Annotated in this window: 20 protein-coding genes; 11 read left to right on the top strand and 9 right to left on the bottom strand. The window is 41.4% G+C overall.

Translation table 11 applies throughout. The features are described from left to right. Positions 1-1014 carry a cytochrome d ubiquinol oxidase subunit II gene (cydB, locus tag RS893_RS15515; protein ID WP_315784802.1) on the top strand — a complete coding sequence of 338 codons (1014 nt, stop codon included), beginning with the start codon at positions 1-3 and terminating at the stop codon, positions 1012-1014. Positions 1015-1225: 211 nt separating this feature from the next. Then, positions 1226-1441: a hypothetical protein gene (locus RS893_RS15510; protein ID WP_315784799.1), complete on the top strand. Its 216-nt coding sequence runs from the start codon at positions 1226-1228 to the stop codon at positions 1439-1441. A 91-nt stretch (positions 1442-1532) separates the two neighbouring features. On the opposite strand, the gene RS893_RS15505 is transcribed toward RS893_RS15510, so the two are convergent. Further along, positions 1533-2405 carry a helix-turn-helix domain-containing protein gene (locus RS893_RS15505; RefSeq protein ID WP_315784797.1) on the bottom strand — a complete coding sequence of 291 codons (873 nt, stop codon included), beginning with the start codon at positions 2403-2405 and terminating at the stop codon, positions 1533-1535. A gap of 190 nt (positions 2406-2595) precedes the next feature. Between RS893_RS15505 and RS893_RS15500 the strand changes: the two genes are divergently transcribed. Beyond that, on the top strand, positions 2596-3975 hold the full coding sequence (locus RS893_RS15500) for an MATE family efflux transporter (protein WP_315784794.1): 1380 nt from the start codon (positions 2596-2598) through the stop codon (positions 3973-3975). A gap of 287 nt (positions 3976-4262) precedes the next feature. Next, positions 4263-4505, top strand: coding sequence for a hypothetical protein (locus RS893_RS15495; RefSeq protein WP_315784791.1), 243 nt, complete (start codon positions 4263-4265; stop codon positions 4503-4505). Positions 4506-4534: 29 nt separating this feature from the next. On the opposite strand, the gene RS893_RS15490 is transcribed toward RS893_RS15495, so the two are convergent. Continuing rightward, the gene (locus RS893_RS15490; protein ID WP_315784788.1) at positions 4535-5242 is read right to left on the bottom strand and encodes a class I SAM-dependent methyltransferase; all 708 of its coding nucleotides are present in this window, start codon (positions 5240-5242) and stop codon (positions 4535-4537) included. Between the two features lie 87 nt (positions 5243-5329). Next, entirely contained in the window at positions 5330-5974 is a 645-nt protein-coding gene (gene hisG, locus RS893_RS15485; protein ID WP_315784785.1) for an ATP phosphoribosyltransferase, read from the bottom strand. Between the two features lie 67 nt (positions 5975-6041). On the opposite strand from hisG, the gene rppA reads away from it, so the two are divergent. Next, a complete protein-coding gene (rppA, locus tag RS893_RS15480) occupies positions 6042-6734 on the top strand; it encodes a two-component system response regulator RppA (RefSeq protein ID WP_315784780.1) in 693 nt (230 codons plus the stop codon). Positions 6735-6794: 60 nt separating this feature from the next. Here rppA and RS893_RS15475 read toward each other — a convergent pair whose 3' ends face one another. After that, positions 6795-7199 carry a DUF4359 domain-containing protein gene (locus tag RS893_RS15475; RefSeq protein ID WP_315791992.1) on the bottom strand — a complete coding sequence of 135 codons (405 nt, stop codon included), beginning with the start codon at positions 7197-7199 and terminating at the stop codon, positions 6795-6797. 111 nt (positions 7200-7310) lie between these two features. Next, positions 7311-8405 carry an IS701 family transposase gene (locus RS893_RS15470; RefSeq protein ID WP_315784777.1) on the bottom strand — a complete coding sequence of 365 codons (1095 nt, stop codon included), beginning with the start codon at positions 8403-8405 and terminating at the stop codon, positions 7311-7313. A gap of 657 nt (positions 8406-9062) precedes the next feature. On the opposite strand from RS893_RS15470, the gene RS893_RS15465 reads away from it, so the two are divergent. The 4 genes from RS893_RS15465 to RS893_RS15450 all read left to right on the top strand — a co-directional run bounded on the left by RS893_RS15465 (position 9063) and on the right by RS893_RS15450 (position 13226). Then, positions 9063-9935 (top strand): aldo/keto reductase, encoded by an 873-nt coding sequence (locus RS893_RS15465; RefSeq protein WP_315784774.1) that lies wholly within the window; start codon positions 9063-9065, stop codon positions 9933-9935. A gap of 58 nt (positions 9936-9993) precedes the next feature. Continuing rightward, a complete protein-coding gene (ilvC, locus tag RS893_RS15460) occupies positions 9994-10989 on the top strand; it encodes a ketol-acid reductoisomerase (protein WP_315784771.1) in 996 nt (331 codons plus the stop codon). Further along, complete coding sequence (locus tag RS893_RS15455) at positions 10971-11219, top strand: hypothetical protein (protein ID WP_315784770.1); 249 nt, start codon at positions 10971-10973, stop codon at positions 11217-11219. The genes ilvC and RS893_RS15455 overlap by 19 nt, the downstream gene beginning before the upstream one ends. Before the next feature lie 75 nt (positions 11220-11294). Continuing rightward, the gene (locus RS893_RS15450) at positions 11295-13226 is read left to right on the top strand and encodes an amino acid transporter (protein ID WP_315784768.1); all 1932 of its coding nucleotides are present in this window, start codon (positions 11295-11297) and stop codon (positions 13224-13226) included. A gap of 140 nt (positions 13227-13366) precedes the next feature. Here RS893_RS15450 and egtD read toward each other — a convergent pair whose 3' ends face one another. Next, a complete protein-coding gene (gene egtD, locus RS893_RS15445) occupies positions 13367-14407 on the bottom strand; it encodes an L-histidine N(alpha)-methyltransferase (protein ID WP_315784765.1) in 1041 nt (346 codons plus the stop codon). Positions 14408-14684: 277 nt separating this feature from the next. Further along, positions 14685-15692, bottom strand: coding sequence for a hypothetical protein (locus tag RS893_RS15440; RefSeq protein WP_315784762.1), 1008 nt, complete (start codon positions 15690-15692; stop codon positions 14685-14687). Between the two features lie 297 nt (positions 15693-15989). Between RS893_RS15440 and RS893_RS15435 the strand changes: the two genes are divergently transcribed. Next, on the top strand, positions 15990-16664 hold the full coding sequence (locus RS893_RS15435; protein WP_315784760.1) for a rhomboid family intramembrane serine protease: 675 nt from the start codon (positions 15990-15992) through the stop codon (positions 16662-16664). 338 nt (positions 16665-17002) lie between these two features. Here RS893_RS15435 and RS893_RS15430 read toward each other — a convergent pair whose 3' ends face one another. Beyond that, on the bottom strand, positions 17003-17539 hold the full coding sequence (locus RS893_RS15430; protein WP_315784757.1) for a low molecular weight protein-tyrosine-phosphatase: 537 nt from the start codon (positions 17537-17539) through the stop codon (positions 17003-17005). Between the two features lie 55 nt (positions 17540-17594). Next, the gene (locus RS893_RS15425) at positions 17595-17942 is read right to left on the bottom strand and encodes a YbaB/EbfC family nucleoid-associated protein (protein ID WP_062245087.1); all 348 of its coding nucleotides are present in this window, start codon (positions 17940-17942) and stop codon (positions 17595-17597) included. A gap of 413 nt (positions 17943-18355) precedes the next feature. Here RS893_RS15425 and RS893_RS15420 point away from each other — a divergent pair, with 413 nt between their 5' ends. Next, on the top strand, positions 18356-19462 hold the full coding sequence (locus RS893_RS15420) for a peptidylprolyl isomerase (RefSeq protein ID WP_315784742.1): 1107 nt from the start codon (positions 18356-18358) through the stop codon (positions 19460-19462). Positions 19463-19620 lie beyond the last annotated feature (158 nt).

Raw genomic sequence — 19620 nt, 5'->3', positions numbered from 1 at the left:
ATGGAGACGCTAAGTTATTTTTTACCGCAGGTATGGTTCGGTATTTTAGCTCTTTTCCTGTTTCTCTATGTCATGCTGGATGGGTTTGACTTGGGGGTAGGAATTTTATCTCTGACTGCTTCTACAGAAGAACGGCGTGGCATCTTAATGACTAGCTTGAGTAATATTTGGGATGCTAACGAAACTTGGTTAGTTCTCATGGGTGGTGGTTTGTTTGGGGCGTTTCCCCTTGCTTACGGCACGATTTTGAATGCCCTTTACATCCCCATTTTGTTGATGGTGTTTGGATTTATTTTTCGTGCTGTAGCATTTGAATTTCGTGAACAAGCTAAGCGTAAACTATTGTGGAACTTTGCCTTTGGTGCTGGTAGTTTTCTTGCAGCCTTAGGTCAAGGATTCGCCCTTGGCGGCGTACTCAAAGGAATTCAGGTAGACCAAGCAGGTCACTTTATCGGTACAACTTGGGATTGGTTGAGTTGGCAGACTGTGCTGGTAGCTTTGACTCTCATCCAAGGTTATGTCCTAATTGGTTCTACTTACTTAGTTTGGAAAACCACAGGCGAATTACAAGACACCCACTATAAAACAGCGAAAATTGCGGCGGTAACAACTTTGATCGGAGCCATTTTGATTACAATTGGTACTCCAATATTTTACGACTACGCTAGAGAACGTTTGTTTCATCGTCCACAGGTTTACGTATTTGCTTTAATTCCCTTGTTAGGGGTTTTGTTGATTTCGCTATTAATTAGAAGCTTATTTCGTCAAGAAGAAAGAGCGCCTTTTATCTGGACAATTCTGCTTTTCTTGCTAACATTTGTAGGATTGGCAATGGTTGTCTTTCCCTACATTATTCCCACTCAAATCACTATTTATGAAGCTGCTGCTGACCCGAGTGCGCTGGTTTTTATGATTATTTTCATTGGTGCGCTGATCCCCGTGATGTTGTTCTACAACATTTATCAATATATTGTGTTCCGGGGTAAGATCACTGGCGGTCACTACGGGGAGTAAGTAAGTTGATGTCTTGGTGGTGGATAGGATGAATATTAACCACCAAGACATAAAGACACAAAGATTTTTATTCAAGTTCATACTATAGGCCTCTTGCAAAAGTACCCTTTACAAGAGTAGGGAAAAGGTTAAAGGGTAAAGGGGAAAGGATTTTTTAATGCCTTTAACCCTTCCCCCTTAACCTTTCTCCTGACTAATGCCACGAAGTCTCATGTCTAGTTCTTCAGTTAGTGATTTTGACAAAATCAGTCCAACAGCACTTATAGTTGCATATGTTCGGCAATTCAGTGACATTCCTTATACTAGAGAAATTGCCCAACTGACTCATGCAAAGGAGACGGCAAACCAATTTGAGAGTCAGGGACAGCAGCAACCTGTGATTGTGGCAGCCCTGATTGAGGCGCGATACAAAGCAATTGAGCACTAGATGATCTTAGGGGGATGCTTGCAGCAACACGTGTTTTTGCGCTCACTCTTGCATAAGCGATTTGAGACGTATACTGTACCATGCAAGAGATTTAATTTGATCGGTAGGCTGTGGGTGTCCTACCTGTAAGCTGTCGAAATTGCCTACTGAGATGACTGTGACTATCGAAGCCACAAGCCAAAGCAATCTCGACAAGGGATTGATTCGTGTGTTTGAGTAATTGCTTTGCCCGTTCGACTCGTTGTTGGAGGAGGTATTGGTGAGGCGACAGCCCCATTGAGCGCTTGAATAGGCGGCTGAAATGGGATTGACTCATGCCTAGTAATTGGGCAAGATCAGCAAGCTTGATGTCTTGATCTAAAGCGTCATTTATGTAATCTGTGACTTGAAGCAGTTTGCGATCGCTCAATCCACCCTCAAATTGTGCGACACGAGATCGGGTAATTGCATGATCTCGGAGTAAATTCACTACCAATGCATTCGCCAATGACTCAACGTACAATCGCCCCATATAGCCACCCCGATGCAGTTCGGATTGCAGCAGTAGCAAAATTTGCTCCAGTTGAGGATTGCGGACGCGAAATTCTGGCAACAGTTCAACTCGATTAGAATTGATTTCCATAGCCTCTTCGGCAACCTGTTGGAGAAATACCAAGGGAATTTGAATATACAAGTAGTGATCATTCCCCTCAGCTTGATAGCTACTGGCAACACCAGCAGGAGTGATAGCAATATCGCCCTGCCGATAAAGTCCGGTATACTGGCGATCGCCTATTACTTGATGGATACGATGAGGTTGGGTAGCCAGACACAATACAATCACGGGATCTGCTTCAGCTTGCATTTCCGTGCCTCCGGGTGGTTGCCGATACTCCTCAACCAGAAGAGTTTCCCAGCCTAAATCCAGACTGGAGACAATCAGCAAGTCTGGATTATGGTGGTTCGAGGAATGAAATGCCGTCATCCGATTTTAGATTTTTGATTGGTTTGATAGATAAATCTAGGGGCTTGTACGATTGAGGAATTATCGGTCATTAGTGCGATCGCTTCCTTCAAAACTTACAGCAGGATTTTGCAAGGCTGGCAGGATTGTGATAGCTGAGAACTTTGAGTTTACCTAGTTTATAAATTGTAACGTGAAAGGTTTTCCAGGCATGGCAACCCTATATCCTTCTCGGTCGAGTATCCGCACAGAACTCAAAGCTTTTTTGCAACTTGCGATTCCCTTAGCCAGCGCCCAAGTTGCCCAGCTGGCAACGGGCTTTGTTGATACGGTGATGATGGGTCATCTGGGACGAGAAACCTTAGCTGCTGGGGCTTTAGCCTCGATCACTTTTTTCTCATTTCTCGTGACCGCTAGTGGTGTGGTAATGGGTATCAGTCCATTGGTTGCAGAGGCTTACGGTGCAGGTCATAAAACCCGCATTGAGCAATTTACACGGCAAGGATTGTGGTTATGTTTGCTGCTGACTATCCCGATGATGATCGCGATCGCTCATGTGGATTTGATCATGGATCAGCTTGGGCAAGCGGCGACGATAGTAAAGCTAGCAAATGTGTATCTAGATATTATGCTGTGGGGACTTTTCCCAGCTTTAGGATTTGCCATGCTTCGAGGAGTTGTTTTAGCGGTGTCTCAAACACGTCCCATTATGATAATTGTCATTGCAGGCACACTCTTTAACATTTTGGGCAACTATGTTTTGGGGTTTGGCAAACTTGGATTTTCTTCCCACTTAGGGCTTGCAGGGCTTGCTTTAGCAAGTGTTTTAACTCTGTGGGGAATGTTTTTGGCACTGGTTGTCTACTTATTGCAACACAAGCAACTCAGAACCTACCAATTCTTCCATTACTTACATCAGTTTAAACCACAACTACTGTTGGAATTACTTAAATTAGGAGTGCCGATCAGCGTGTTTTCGGCGCTGGAAATTGCCGTGTACACCGCCGTCAGCTATCTCATGGGAGTGTGGGGAACTGACGGACTAGCAGCACATCAGATTGTGTTTCAAACTTTCAATTTGCTTTTTATGATCCCACTGGGAATGTCATTTGCAGCGACTGCACGGATCGGTCAGTGGTTGGGACGACAAAACCTTGCAGGAATAAGACAAGCAGGCATTGTCAGTATCGGTACTGGAACCGTATGGACAGCAATAGTTGCGATCGCACTCCTGTTATTTCCTCAACCAGTTATTAGCTTGTATATTGACATTGATTCTGCTGAGAATGCACCAGTGGTAGTGCTTGGAACCACAATCATGCGGGTTGGGGCAATTGCGCATCTGTTTGATGGGGTACAAAAAATTACTTACGGTGCATTGCAAGGCTTGAAGGATACCCGTGTGCCAATGCTACTGAGTTTTCTGTCTTACTGGTGTATCGGATTAAGCAGTGGCTATTGGTTAGGATTTCAGTTGGGTTTAGGCGGCGTTGGCTTGTGGTTGGGACTATTAATAGCAGTGGCGATCGCAGCAGGAACTTTCATTTGGCGTTTTCAAACACTGACCTCAAAACGAACGGAATTACTATGAAGTAGAAGGCAGAGGGCAGAGGGCAGAAGGAAATATACCATTTCATAAAATTCTTCAAGACTTTTACCCAAGAATTGACAAAAAGTACAAAAAGCTTAATTTATTGAACCACTAAGACGCCTTAGACGCGCTAGCGGCTACTTTCAGAAGCCACTTCGTGTCTACCGGAACGGCAGACGCCAAGGGTTTGTAGACTGTGCGCAGTCCTATTCTTGATACAAATCCTCCCCCTTATCTTCCTTATCTGATAGCCAAATGTATCAGACTTGCAGTTAAACGGTATAACTATGCTACAGACCTTTGAAAAGCAAACAGCGCAAACGACAACTGTAGACAAAAATAAACCAGACAACGTTCTTCTCACACTCGTCAGTTGGTTATTTTTGATCGGTTCATTGATTTTTCAGATTGATGCAATTGTTGAACTCACAGAAGGTTTTTCGTTACACGTTGCTTTGCATTTATCAGCCAGTTTGCTATTTACGGTTGGATCAATTCTCTTTGTCATTCATGATGCCCAGCAAAACTAATTATCGGCTTGGTGGCGATCGCTGCTTTCTCAATCTCTATTTTTTATCGCCACCCAACCGCCAACCCAAAGACCTGTATAAAATCGCATCACACTGCTAAAGCCAGCTTGCTGCAATAATTCCAAGACCCTGGCTTCGCTAATCAAATGAACACCATCATTGATCCTTTCTAGCAATTGTGTCATTTTCTGGGGCGGTATCCCCATTTCTTCCCAATATTTTTTTACGAAAGAAACAGTCTGCTCAAATTCACGAGTGTTTGTTTCACCAAACACATCTACCAAAATAAAAACAGCAGATGATTGCAAACGTTGGGCAATACTTTGGAGAAAAGCTAACTTACTCCCATCATCTGGGATAAAATGCATCACCAAAATAGAAGTTGCCGCATCATATAAAGTCGTAGTCGGTAAATCGTGGGTATATCCCTGAAATAATTTGATTTGTTCAGATAAGTTATGCTGCTGTATTTTCTCTTGGGCAACAGCCAGCATATTAGCAGATGGATCTACACCTAACATTTGCCACTCTCGATTAACTTGAGCAAATCTCACTAACTCCATCCCCGTACCAGCACCGACAATCAAGAGATTTGCTTTTTCTGGCAGATGCGATCGCAAACAAGCCAACACCATTGTATGCATTATTTCATAACCAGGCAGTGCCATACGTGCCATGTTGTCATATTCGCTAGCAGCAACTGTTGGGTTAGTATCAAAATCTATGGTCTGATTCATTGCTAGTCCTGGTAAAGTTCAAATCAATTCAGACTTTGCTTGATGTCTTTGTGGTTAATTTACATCACCAAGGCACTAAGTCCTGATTTATACACTTGCTAATGTGACCTTACGCACTTTAGCTATCAAATTACTAAGATTATCTGTGTTGAGGCGATAGCTTAAAGGATGGGCAATCAACCGCGCTGTACTTTCATACAGTACTGCAATTTCCATCAAACCATTTTCGCGTAATGTCCTGCCTGTGGAGACTATATCAACGATCGCTTCAGACATACCTGTGATTGGCCCTAGTTCTACGGAACCATACAAAGGCACAATTTCCACAGGTAAATCCAAACTATGAAAATATTCTCGCGCACAGTTAACATATTTGGATGCAACTCTACCATGAGCTGGTAAATCTAGGGGCGATCGATAAAGACTGGATTGTTTGACTGCTACCGACATCCGGCAATACCCAAACCGTAAATCCACTAACTGTGCTACTTGCGGCTTTTTCTCGCGCAGTACATCGTAACCAACAATACCCACTTGTGCCTGACCATATTCTACGTAAACTGGCACATCTTGTCCTCTGACTAGTAGTCCTTTTGCTTTGCCATTAGTATCAGTCATTTGTAATTGTCGGTTACTAGAGTCTAAAAACGCACTAAAGTCCAGCCCTACAGTTTGTAGCAGTTGGATGCTATGTTTGAGAAGTTCCCCTTTAGGCAGTGCAACAGTAAGCATAAATAGCGTTAGCGGTCAGCATGATAATAATACAGGAAAGCTGATTCCAAAGTATTGTTGGCTGCTCATGCGAATTTTAGTAGTTGATGACGAAATAGAATTGACTGACCCTTTGAGTCGGATTTTAAGTCGTGAAGGATACAGTGTCGATGCTGCTTATGATGGTACAAGTGGCAGTCAACTGGCACAAACCAGCAATTACGACTTGCTGATTTTAGATTGGATGCTACCTGGAAAAACGGGATTGGAGATATGTCAAGAATTACGCAGGCGAGGGATTACTACTCCTGTATTATTTCTGACTGCGAAAGATACTCTTGATGACCGAGTTGAAGGTTTAGATGCTGGTGCAGATGACTATATAGTTAAGCCTTTTGAACTGCGAGAGTTACTAGCAAGAGTCCGTGCTTTGTTACGACGTTCCGCTTCTCAGATACCGGGTACACCCACACTTCGCTTGACAGTGGCTGATCTAGAACTTGACCCAGAAAATCAAGTCGCCTATCGTCAAGGACGAGTAATAGAATTATCACAAAAAGAAAGTCAGTTGCTGCAATATTTTATGGAAAATACTGGCAAACTTCTGACCCACACCCAAATTATGCAATATTTGTGGCAAGATAACGAGCAACCGAGTAGTAATGTCATTGCTGCGTTAGTACGTCTGTTGCGGCGCAAGATTGAGTTAACTGGTGAAATTCAATTAATTCATAGTGTTTATGGTAAAGGATATCGCTTTGGGATATCTAATGAACAGTGAACAGTTATCAGTTAGAGACGCGAGGAACATCGCGTCTGTACAGTTATCAGTTATCAAGACCTATTTTTGAAATGTGAAAAAATTTCCAAATGCACCAATGGTTTTAAAGTTGTATCCAGGTATTTTGGTAGAGTAGATACTAAAAACTACAAAGTTTTGACGCTCGGTTGATGTGGCGATAAAATCTTTAATGTTATTACTTTGAAAATTTATTCCCGTTGCTAATCCCGATTTACAGGTATTGGCTGTAAGTTTGCTTATATCCTCCCACAACTGGCCTTGTGGTAACTGTGGCCCTTGGCAAACAGCGTTCTGGATTTCGCTGGTGAGTCGTTCTGCGGCATAATTAATATAGGTATTATTATCAGGATTACCAAAAGTCATCACACCCGCAACACTGGCAATAGCTATCAATGTGAATGTGCTTTTTCCTATACCTAAACGATTGTGCAATGATGCCTTCATAAGTTTTTCATCAAACAATGCAACTGACTGCTTGATTGTAAATACAGCAGCAAAGATCCCGATTTCCGAAACCTCAGGTAAAAAGCTGCTACAAGTCCATAGAGTATTGTGTTATGCGATAAGTTCAGTGTTTTGGTTGTGAATCGCTTGATGAGACTTTTGCTGGAAAAGATGAAATTGCATACTCAACATACAGTAAACACTAGACACAATTTCCCACCAACGTTCTATTTGCTCATAATTAGTGATACGGAAATCTGACCAACCTATGTAGTTTTTACTGTGTTTACAGCCATACTCCAGCCAAGTTATTAATCCATAGGGGTTATCTACTACTGAAGTAATAGACTTTGGTAAATTACTCATTAAAAACAAAGTAAAATTCTCAGCAGATTGTTCCCTATTGTTTGTAATTTGCCAATACCTTAGTTCTCGACGGCTACCAAAGATAATTTCACGAATATAGCTTTGTTCTGTTTTGCCGTTACTGAAAATTCGATGAAATTTTTTCCAACTGGTGTACCTCATCTTCTGGCTAGGGGCTAACCAAAAACCAATATTACTTCTAATTGCAACAATGAAATTAAGTTGATATTCATTTAAAATATTCATTAAGGTATCACACTCTCCATAGACAGTATCTGCTAATACCAAGTCAAAGGTGAATCCTCCTTTTTGTAGTTCTTGAATTATCTCAGCAATTAATTGGGGCTTAGTTTTAAAAGTATCTCCCGCTTTTAATCTTTTTAGCGGTCTGAAAACTTTAAATATGAGAGGAAAAATTAAACCATCTAGGAAAGCATAGGCATTTACCGAAACAATTCCATTTTCAACTGTACCTAAGTTACCAATATATTGTTTGTCTACATAATCTGTTGTTTTACCTTTTTTTTTATCTCCAGTATCATCAATAATTAAAGTAAAACTCCTTCCTTGTAAAACTTGACGAATAATTGATAATCTTTGATTTCTGAGTTCGTTGAGTTGCCAGGGTGATTCGGTAACAAAATGGAGTAAAGCTTGATTATTTAATCCTAAATATTTTGCGATCGCAGGCAAACTTTTGCGACTAACATCAGAAACCAAGCCTAAATGCAACCACTTGAAAAATTCAAAACTTCTCACTTCTGGAAAAAGATGCTTGTAGGTTGCACAATAGTTATCCACAAAAGTGAGGGTAGTAGCTGCTTCCCTGGGTTGCGCCATATTTCGCCTCCAGAAAAATTACGGATCCTTATAAATGAGATAGATATTCTTAGTAGCGTCACATAATATAACTCAAAGTTTACTTACAGTTTTATGAAGCTTTATTGAAGTAATTTTTTTTGCTTGTTCTATTTTTCATAGAGTTTTACATAAATTTATTCCCTATCATAAAATTATGATACTGCTTAAGAATTATTTATATGTAAATTAATATACTGAAAAAATTTCCGCTATTATACTGATGATAATTTTACTTATTTCTAAATTTATGAATAGGTCAAAACTTCTTGATTTTAACAGAATTATAGATATTGTGATCTCAACAATCAAGTTATTAAGTATTTAATAGCAGCTTGTATAAAAATAATCTAATACTTAAGTAGCAACAAAAAATACTTTATTTTCTTGATTAAGTAATCATGAACAATTGTGTCACTAGACACATAAAATTTTGTATTACAAGACCTCTCTACTCTGAAATATTTACACCTATTTTTAATTGAGTAATTTAATTGACATAGAGTCAAAGGCTATTAAAAGCGATCGCTTCCATAAATACTGCAAATAACCAGCTATGAAGAGACTACGTTTCTCATCATTCTGCTTCCCGAAAGCGCTAAAGTGAGGTTAAGAGTACTGAAAACCGTAGCCATAAACATGGAAACAAAACAACTAGGCAACACAGGTGTTTATGTAAGTACCATTGGTTTGGGGGGGATGCCGATGTCGTTAAGCAACCGCCCTCCAGAGTCACAGTCAATCAATGTTATTCAGCGCGCTTTGGAGTTGGGAGTCACTTTTATTGATACTGCTGATTCTTACTGTCAAGACGAAACAGACAAGCACCACAATGAGCGACTAATTCACAAAGCTTTGCAAAGTTACAATGGTGATACCAGTAATGTGATGGTAGCAACTAAGGGTGGCTTAATGCGTCCTCATGGTAGTTGGACACGCAATGGAAACCCTAATCACCTGCGAGAAACTATTCGCATTAGCTTTGAGGCTTTGGGTGGCAATAAACCCATTGATCTATGGCAATACCACGCACCTGATCCTGAGTACACCATTGAAGAATCCCTCACACCAGCAAAAGAAGCACTCAGAGCTGGAATAATCAGATTTGTGGGGGTTTCCAACTTTTCTGTAGAACAAATCAAAAGGGCGCGGGATGTAGTTGATATCGTCTCGGTGCAGAATCAATACAATCCTTGGCAGCGACAGCCAGAATTTGACGGGGTACTAGAGTATTGTGAGACTGAAGGTTTAACTTTTTTACCTTGGAGTCCCTTCGGTGGTAGTCGTCGCCATGAGAATTTACAAGACATCCCAGCGATCGCTCAGTTAGCCAAAACAAAAGGCATATCAGTGTACTGTATTGTACTAGCATGGTTACTGGCAAAATCGCCTTGTATCTTACCCATTCCAGGTGCAAGTAAAGTTTCTAGCATAGAAGATTCCGTACGTGCTGTGGATCTAAAATTATCTGCTCAGGAAGTACAAATAATAGATCAAGAAACAGCGTCATAATCGGGTAAAATAACAAGTCTGCAATCAAACAGGATGCTTGCTGACTGGAGACGCGCTTATGGCTCGGATGTATTACGACACAGATGCAAATTTAGACCTTTTAGCTGGAAAAACCATTGCTATTATCGGTTATGGTTCCCAAGGTCATGCTCACGCCCTTAACCTTAAGGATAGTGGCATGAATGTTATTGTCGGATTATATCCGGGTAGCAAGTCAGCGGCAAAAGCTGAAGCAGCTGGGTTAACTGTCAAAAGTGTGGCAGATGCGGCCAAAGCTGCTGACTTGTTAATGATTTTATTACCTGATGAAGTACAAAGAACTGTTTACAAAAACGAAATTGAACCAAATTTAGAACCAGGTAACGTCTTAGCTTTTGCCCACGGGTTTAATATTCACTTTGGTCAAGTTGTGCCACCTGCTGAGGTAGACGTGATCATGGTAGCACCCAAAGGGCCAGGACATTTGGTCAGACGGACTTACGAACAAGGACAAGGAGTACCTTGTCTGTTTGCTGTCTATCAAGATGCTTCTGGACAGGCACGCGATCGCGCAATGGCATATGCTAAGGGTATCGGTGGTACACGCGCTGGAATTCTGGAAACCACCTTCCGCGAAGAAACTGAAACTGACTTATTCGGTGAACAAGCAGTATTGTGTGGTGGCTTGAGTGCTTTAATAAAAGCCGGATTTGAAACTTTGGTAGAAGCTGGATACCAACCAGAGTTAGCTTATTTTGAATGTCTCCACGAAGTCAAATTGATTGTTGACTTAATTGTGGAAGGCGGGCTAGCGAAAATGCGTGATAGTATTTCCAATACCGCAGAATATGGTGACTACACTCGTGGTCCTCGCATTGTCAACGAACAAACCAAGGCTGAAATGCAAAAAATTCTGCAAGAAATTCAAACTGGTCAGTTTGCACGAGAATTTGTTTTGGAAAACCAAGCTGGTAAACCTGGGTTTACTGCAATGCGTCGTAAAGAAGCTGAACATCCAGTTGAGGAAATTGGTAAAGATTTACGTGCTATGTTTAGTTGGATGAAGAAGGATTAACTATAGAAGGCAGAAGGGCAGAAGGCACCAGGGCAGAAGGCACCAGGGCAGAAGGCAGAGGAGGTGCGGGTTGCAAAGCTGCGGGCGAACAAGAAATGCCGTGGCAGAAGGTTGGAAGTATATATATCATGAACGTTGGTACACAACTAAACATGAAAAATTTTACCCCTTTTGCCTCCTGCCTTCTGCCTTACTTTCAAGCAAGACGTTACCAAGCTGAAGATGTTTAACTGTGGAAAGAAAGGTAATCGCTCAAACTCCAGTTATTATCTTTTTTAGTACGCGCCCTGATAGGAGTATTGTTGATGGCTGGGCCTATTATCCCGCCCGAACAACATCGCAAACAAGTAATGCGCTGGTTACTCAAAGAAGAACACAGCGATACAGGAGAACATCCTCAACATCCTTGGTGGCAGGTAATGTGCCTGACGGGGGTAGATTATTTCTCAACGCTGGGGTACCAGCCTGGGATCGCTGCTATCGCTGCGGGGGCGTTGTCTCCTTTAGCTACTTTGATTCTAGTTTTGCTGACGCTGTTTGGTGCATTACCTATATATCGTCGAGTTGCTGCAACCAGTCCTCATGGAGAGGGATCGATCGCCATGCTTGAAAATCTCCTTCCTTGGTGGCAAGGTAAGCTGTTTGTCTTATGTTTACTTGGCTTTGCAGGAACTGATTTTATCATCACGATCACCCTTTCCGCTGCCGATGCTACAGCCCACATTATTGAAAATCCTCTTGTACCACAGTTTTTACACAATCAATCAGTCAGTATTACGCTTATCCTGATAGCATTGCTTGGTGGCGTATTTTTAAGAGGTTTCAAAGAAGCGATCGGTCTTGCCGTTTTTTTGGTTGCTACATATTTGTTGCTGAACTTAATCACGATTAGTGTTGGTGTATACCAGGTCTTCCAACAGCCATCTGTGATTTTTAATTGGCAGAAGGTGTTATTTGCTAATTATCAAAACCCTTTCATCATGATAGGTGCAGCTGCACTGGTATTTCCTAAATTAGCATTAGGATTATCTGGTTTTGAAACTGGGGTGGCGGTTATGCCCTTGGTGAAGGGGACTCAACATGAAACAGAAGCAAACCCCCGAGGACGGATTCGTAACACCCATAAACTGCTGACTCTGGCGGCGGTAATTATGAGCTTCTTCTTAATTACCAGTAGCTTGGTGACAATTCTACTTATTCCTGCCGCAGAATTTCAAACAGGAGGTAAAGCTAACGGACGCGCCCTTGCATACCTGGCTCATGGTTATTTAGGGGATGGCTTTGGCACTATTTATGATTTAAGTACGATTTTTATCTTGTGGTTTGCTGGTGCATCCGCAATGGCTGGGCTATTGAATATTGTCCCTCGTTACCTACCACGCTATGGCATGGCCCCAGATTGGACACGCATGATCCGACCTTTGGTGTTAGTGTATACAGTGATCGCTTTTGTGGTGACGATTCTCTTTCAAGCAGACGTGGAAGCTCAAGGTGGAGCCTATGCTACAGGGGTGTTAGTATTAATGACTTCTGCTGCCTTGGCTGTGACTCTAGCTGCTCGCCGTCGGCGAGCAACCCGAGGAATATTATCCTTTGGTGCGATTACACTGCTGTTTGTTTATACCACCATTGTTAACATTATTGAAAGACCAGAAGGTATTCAAATCGCTGCCTTTTTCATCGGTACAATTATCATTACCTCGTTGATTTCCCGAGTCTGGCGTTCAACGGAACTGCGAGTAGAGCGAATAGAAATGGACGAAACAGCTCGTCGTTTCATAGCTGAAGAAGAAGAACATCAAGGTACGATCCGACTGATTGCCAATCGCTTAGGTGAAGGAGATGAACGAGAGTACTTCTTAAAAGAAAAGGAAGTACGTGAGGACAATCATATTCCCCAAACTGATTCGATTCTATTTTTGGAAATTCAAATATCTGACGCCTCAGTTTTTTCAGAAAGAATTCACGTAAGGGGAGTACAAGTCGGTAAATATCGTATTTTGCGGGCTAGAGGCACTGCTGTACCAAATGCGATCGCAGCTATTCTTTTATATATCCGGGATCAAACCGGCAAACTACCGCACGCCTACTTTGGTTGGATAGAAGGTAATCCTATCCAATATTTGCTGCGCTTTATCCTCTTTGGAGAAGGAGATATAGCTGTTGTTACCCGTGAAGTCCTCCGTAAAGCTGAGAAAAACCCTGAACGCCGTCCCGGTATTCATGTAGGGGGGTAGGGATCGGGGACTGGGGATCAGGGATAGGGAGGAGTGTGTAGACGCGCAAGCGGCTTCCCGAAGGGTGGAGTAGGGGGAGTGTGAGGAGTGTGAGGAGAATTTACTCCTCCTTGTCCTCTTTGTCCCCGCTTCCCGCTCTCCTATCCCCGATTTTGCAACTGACACAGCAATAAGCCAAACAACTGGTTTGCGTCAGTCCACACTTTTTGTGGTACTAAATCTTTGGCTTTTAGTTCTTGCTGGATGCTGTTGAGGCTGAATTTCCGGGAAATTTCGGTACGGATAGTTTCACCTGGTTCAAAATGAACATTGAGTTTGAGGGTGCGTAACTCGACAGTTTGCGATCGCTTACTTTTGAGATGCATCTCAATTTGATGTTCAGTTTCGTTATAAAATGCCCAGTGTTCAAATTGGGTGGGATCAAAATTACCCTCATACCGCCAGTTGAGATGCTCTAACATATTCAAGTTAAATGCTGCTGTTACTCCTTGGTTGTCGTTATAGGCAGCTTCCAGAATATGTTTTGGTTTTTGTAAGTCTACCCCCAATAAAAAATATTCTCCCGCTTGCAAAGCAGCTTTGACTTGGGATAGAAACACATCACACTCTTGTGGATTCAAATTACCCAAAGTGCTACCAATAAAACAAATCATGCGACTGGGTAACTGGCTGGGTTCAATTTGAGAAAGCGCTAATTCGTAGGTTCCTGCCAGTGCATAAACTTGTAGTGAGGGATAGTCTGCTAGTAGGGACAGGGCGCTACTTTCGAGCATACCAGCACTGACATCAATTGGTAAGTAATGCAGAGGTAGTCCTTGTTGCTGATAAGCATCTAGTAAAATCCTGGTTTTAGTAGAACTGCCACTACCCAGTTCTACTATTTCACATGCGCCTGTGATTGCCGCAATTTCACTAGCACGGCTTTGCAAAATTTTTGTCTCTGTGCGTGTTAGGTAATATTCGGGTAACTCACAGATTTGCTCAAATAAATCGGAACCACGGTCATCATAGAAATAACGCGGTGGCAAGGTTTTTGGTGTTTGAGTTAATCCCTTAACCACATCAGTTCCAGCACTAGAAGAAACAATCAAAGTTGGTTCTAGCAAACGCTGTATTTGTAAGCGTTGTTCAATAGTTCTTTGAGAGTTTCCCTTGCTGCTGCCAGGTTTAGATATTGACATTCACCCTCCGTGTTTTTGCCGTGATAGGTTGCGATAACGTATGGCAATAGCTTTAGCGATCGCTTTCCCCAAATGGCTTCTTTTTATGTTAGCCAGTGAAACAAAAAGCCGCAGTGGATACAAAATGCTGATCCACTGGGATTTTCCCATGAAATAGGCTAATTTGTTCTATAGGGAGTTTTTTCGTAGTCCATGCTTGCGATCGCCTATGGGTGAAAAATCATCTTGATCCTGATGAGGAAAAACTACGGGTTTCAATATAGACGAGGTTTATGAGTTAAAAATCCATAAGCACAAAAATAGCATCAACTTCACTCATTGCTATATTTGCATCTTTGATTTGCTGTGTAGAATTGATCCACTCGCTTTGAATTTGCTCTGGTTGATCCAAAAAATCCTCCCAACCTGGTTGTAATTGTTGTAGTAAGATTCGCCATTCATTTACCACATCTGCTGTGCGAATTGTGCGATCAACAAATTCTTCTACGATCATAAAAGCAACTTGACTAGGTTCACTCAGTAACTGTTTTAAAGCTTTTTCACATTTACGAACACTTTCGGCATGAGCTATCTTGAGATTGAGAAATACTTGCTCAGCAGAAGGCAAGCTTGTCAACTTCAAGGTTTCTGCTTGTTGAGGAGTCAGCCCATCTAGATGGGGACGAATGCGATAAAGTATAAATTCTCGATAGTTAAGTTCAAACTCAGCCAAGATTTGAAATGCAAGTTTGAGTTTACTCGCTACGCCTGGAATGAGTTGATCTGGTATTTCTGTTGCTAGTATCTTGATGAATTCAGAACCTTTGCTACCTGTGAGTTTTCCTAATTCTGTTTTGGTAATCAGTATTTCTGCTATTTGAGATTTCACTTGCTCAAGCGATCGCTTCAGTCCATCATCTAAAAATGATAGATGTTGCAACAAATGGGTGCGAACCTCATTTAGGTACTTTTCATACACAATTTCGTAGCTATTCTCAATTTCTACACGCCTTTCTATTTCGTCAATAGAAGGAATTCCTGTGTAAGTTCGACAGACTTGCAATGTCACTTCTACTTGCTTTTTCAAGTCAATATCTACATTTTGCTGCTTTTTCCTGAATTCTTGAAGCATTTTCTCAAAACTGTGTGTTATTTCCTGCCACAGTTGCATGAAGTATTGCTCGAACAACGCTATGCTTGGGGAATCTGACTTTGCCTGTTCTGGAGCCTTATTAGTAATTTTTCCTATAAGGGGAAGATGCTGATCAATGATGTCGGTTATGTTTGAAGTAGTATTTGTGTTCATCTGACAGCTTGTTCGACCAATAGTTTAACGTTTACCGAGAATTGAAGAAACAATCAAAATTTTTACGTAAATATACTTAAGATTTAGTGCATAAATAAATATTTTATTTCTCATTGCCAGTGTTTTCACATGCTCTGGCAAATACAATAAAAAGTATAAGCAGAAAATATAATGATCTGCCAGGCTGACACAAGCATAGCATGTAATTTTTGTTACTTAAGTTTAGATTTTGATTATTATTTTTTAAGCAACCACACAAGCTATATTGCAGTTAATAGATTATTAGGAACAAAACCTGTGTTTCCTCTGTACGATGAAAATCCAACACGAATCACTCCATATCTAACATATGGTTTGATTGGGATGAACGTTTTAGTTTTTCTGCATGAACTCCAACTATCAAATGAACAACTAAATCAGTTTTTGCAGCTGTATGCAGTTATACCTGAACAATTAACTATCAACTTCGCTAGTGAATGGACAACATTATTTACGTCCCAATTCCTACATGGTGGTTGGTGGCATTTAATTTCAAATATGCTGTTTCTATTTGTTTTTGGCAACAATATTGAAGATAGATTGGGACATTTTAAGTATTTAATTTTTTATCTTAGTTGTGGTGCTTTCGCTGCCCTATGTCAGTGGCTTATCAGTATGAATTCTCAGATTCCTTCATTGGGAGCAAGTGGTGCAATTTTTGGAATTTTAGGAGCGTATATTATAGCCTTTCCGCACTCAAGAGTTGTAACGTTAATATTTTTAGGTATTTTTGTCACCACTGTTAGAATTCCAGCCTTGTTTCTGATTGGGTTTTTCTTTATCCAAAATGTGATTTCTGGTGTTGCCAGTCTACAAGCAGCTGCCAATATGAGTGTAGAGACGGGGGGAATAGCTTACTGGGCCCATATTGGTGGTTTTGTCGCTGGAGTGGTACTTGGCCCCTTATTGGGACTACGTAGACGAGACTATTAGTGGTTGGGTGCACAGAAAAACTTGATGGTGGGGAATGGGGAACTCACCGGGTCCCACTCCCCCAAGGGAGTGGGGATTAGGGGCAATGGGGTGGTGGGGAGAAGACTTCACCCTACTATCCCATCTGGTGAACATCCTTTTTCCTTTCTCTTGCTTCTTAAAAAGCGTGATTTGTCAAAAAGATCGAAAAACCACCCTGTCCTATCGGACACCCCTCTCCTTAAGGAAAAAGAGGGGTAAGGGGTGAGGTTATTTTCAAGCTAGAGGGCTTTTATGTTTTATAGAGTTTTTAGTAAACTTAATTGCCTAACGGGCAATTAAGATACAAGTTCCCTAATTTATTGATGAGGTTTTCCTTCTGCCTTCTGCCTTTTGTCTTCTTCATTAGAAACGTATTGCAGCAAACCATTACAAGCATCAAGGAGTAGTTCGATCACCTGATTGAAGCCCTCTGAACCACCATAGTAGGGATCTGGAACTTCTTTAAGAGTATGCTGAGAACAAAACTCACACATCAAACGTACTTTATGGTGATATTGCCCTGTAGGATCAACAGATAGAATATCGTCATAATTTTCTCGATCCATAGCTAAGATCAAATCAAAGTCTTGAAAGTCTGACTTTTGAAACTGACGAGCGCGACCACGGAGTTTGATTCCTAGCTTTTGAAGTGCCGCAGCACTCATGCGTCGATCAGGTGGGCTACCGATGTGATAACTAGATGTGCCAGCAGAGTCACAGATAATGCGATCGCCTGGCGTCTGTAAACAAGACTCGCTCAACCTGTTCTGCTCGATCAAGTAATTCATGATATTTTCTGCCGCAGGCGATCGACAGATATTTCCCAGGCAGACAAACAAAAGTTTGTAAGGCATAGAAATTTTTAGTCCTTTGTCATTAGAATAAGACAAATGACAAATCACCATAAATCTAGAACCCAGGAAGTTCCAATCCACTTGTCAACTCTTCCATGCGTTCCCGCATGGTTGCTGTGGATTTGTTGTAAGCATCTTTCATTGCCGCAGTTACCAGATCAGAAAGTACTTCTGCGCCTTCATTAAGGGCATCAGGAGAAATTTCTACCCGTTTCGGCTCTTGGTTCCCACTGACTATTACCTTCACAAAACCGTTGCCGGCTTCACCTTCTATTTCCATTTGCTCCAGTTCTTCCTGAAGTCGCTTTGCTCCTTCTTGCACCTGTTGAGCTTTCTTAAAGGCTTCAGCCAGTTCTTTCATTTTTCCTAAGCCAAAGCCAAATCCCTGTCCTTTACCTGTCATATGAGATTGTCCACCTGTGTTTTGATTAACAAGTCAATTTCAACAAATTCAATTATAGATGCGGTATGTCATTTACCTATTTTTACTCTCAAATATCTTATTTTCAAAATTTTGTCAATTTTAACAAGAATAAAGAATAAAGGGTGAAGAGTGAAGAATAAAGCATTAAGGGTCAAGGATGAAGAGTGAAGGGTGTAGACGCGCTCATAGGCTTCTCGTAGAGTAGGGTGAAGGAATTAAGTATAAATTTTTATCTTCTGCCTTCTGCCTTCTGCTTCCTGCCTTCTATTGTGTGTACCTGACAGATGTTTCCTGTACTGTGGGAAGATTATTGATGGTTAAGTCCAGTAAGCCCGAATTCCCATTTCCGAATTGTTTTAGTCAAGAAATTGATACTGCGTTTGAACCATCCCATGTTCAAGTTATTAAAATCTCGGTTGAAGAATACTCTCATTACACTCCTGTTGGTAACACTCTTTTTAGGGGTAAGTACAGCTGGGTGGACTTCCTCCAGTAGTGCTGCACTACCAGCAGGAAATGCAATCACTGACGGTAAAGCGCTGTTGCGCTATGCATTACCAATAGATAATAAGCCTGTGCGAGAACTGCAAGGCTCCTTGGAAGATATATCAGACCAATTACGGGCCAATCGACGCTGGGGTGCTGTTTCCAAAGACCTCAGCAAAGCATCACGGCTTCTCAACAATCCTGCTCAAATTTTGGCTAGTGTACCAGAAGTCAATAAACCCCAAGCTGAAGCTTTGATTTCTCAGTTGAAATCAGGTGTAAATAGCCTAGAAGAAGCGGCTAAAACCAAAGACAAAGAACAAATTTTAACAAAACGAGCCGACCTATTAAATCTCGTCGGTGACTTAGAAGATTTGATGGTGCAGGGGTTCCCCTTTGAAGTTCCCAAAGAATATAGCAATTTACCACAACTCAAAGGTCGTGCCACCGTAGAAATGAAAACTACAAAGGGTACTATTACTCTTGTAGTGGACGGTTATAGCGCTCCTGTTACTGCGGGAAATTTTGTTGATTTAGTACAACGGGGTTTTTATGATGGTTTACCCTTCACCCGTGCAGAAGAATCTTACGTTGTGCAAACTGGTGATCCACCGGGTAAAGAAGTAGGTTTTATTGACCCCAAAACTAAAAAATACCGTGCTGTTCCTTTAGAAATCCTTTTTGAAGGTGACAAAGAACCAACCTACGGTATTACATCAGAACAAGCAGGCCGTTACACTGATTTACCTGTGCTGCCATTTTCTGCCTATGGTGCAGTAGCTATGGCTCGTCCTGAAAGTGACAATAACGGTGGTTCTTCACAATTTTTCTTCTTCCTTTATGAACCAGAACTGACCCCAGCTGGACGTAACTTGTTAGATGGTCGTTACACTGTTTTCGGTTACGTCGTCGAAGGAAAAGATGTTTTACGGGAAATAAAAGCAGGTGACAAAATTGAATCGGCAAAAGTTGTCAAAGGAGCAGAAAATTTAGTAGAGCCAAAGGAAGCATAATTACAACACTTTTCCGTGGATTTGAGTAAATTGTTTCTGTAGGGTGGGCGTTGCCCACCTTAAAATTAGAACTGAAGGAAAGGAACAATAGAAAAGAAATTTGTATAGAAAAAAAAATTTGTATTTCAAACTTCACTTTTCAGCGTTCTTGAGTCAAA

Source organism: Fischerella sp. JS2, from assembly GCF_032393985.1.
In the GTDB taxonomy this organism is placed as follows: Bacteria; Cyanobacteriota; Cyanobacteriia; order Cyanobacteriales; family Nostocaceae; genus Fischerella.
This window is presented reverse-complemented; position numbering and strand designations above follow the sequence as displayed.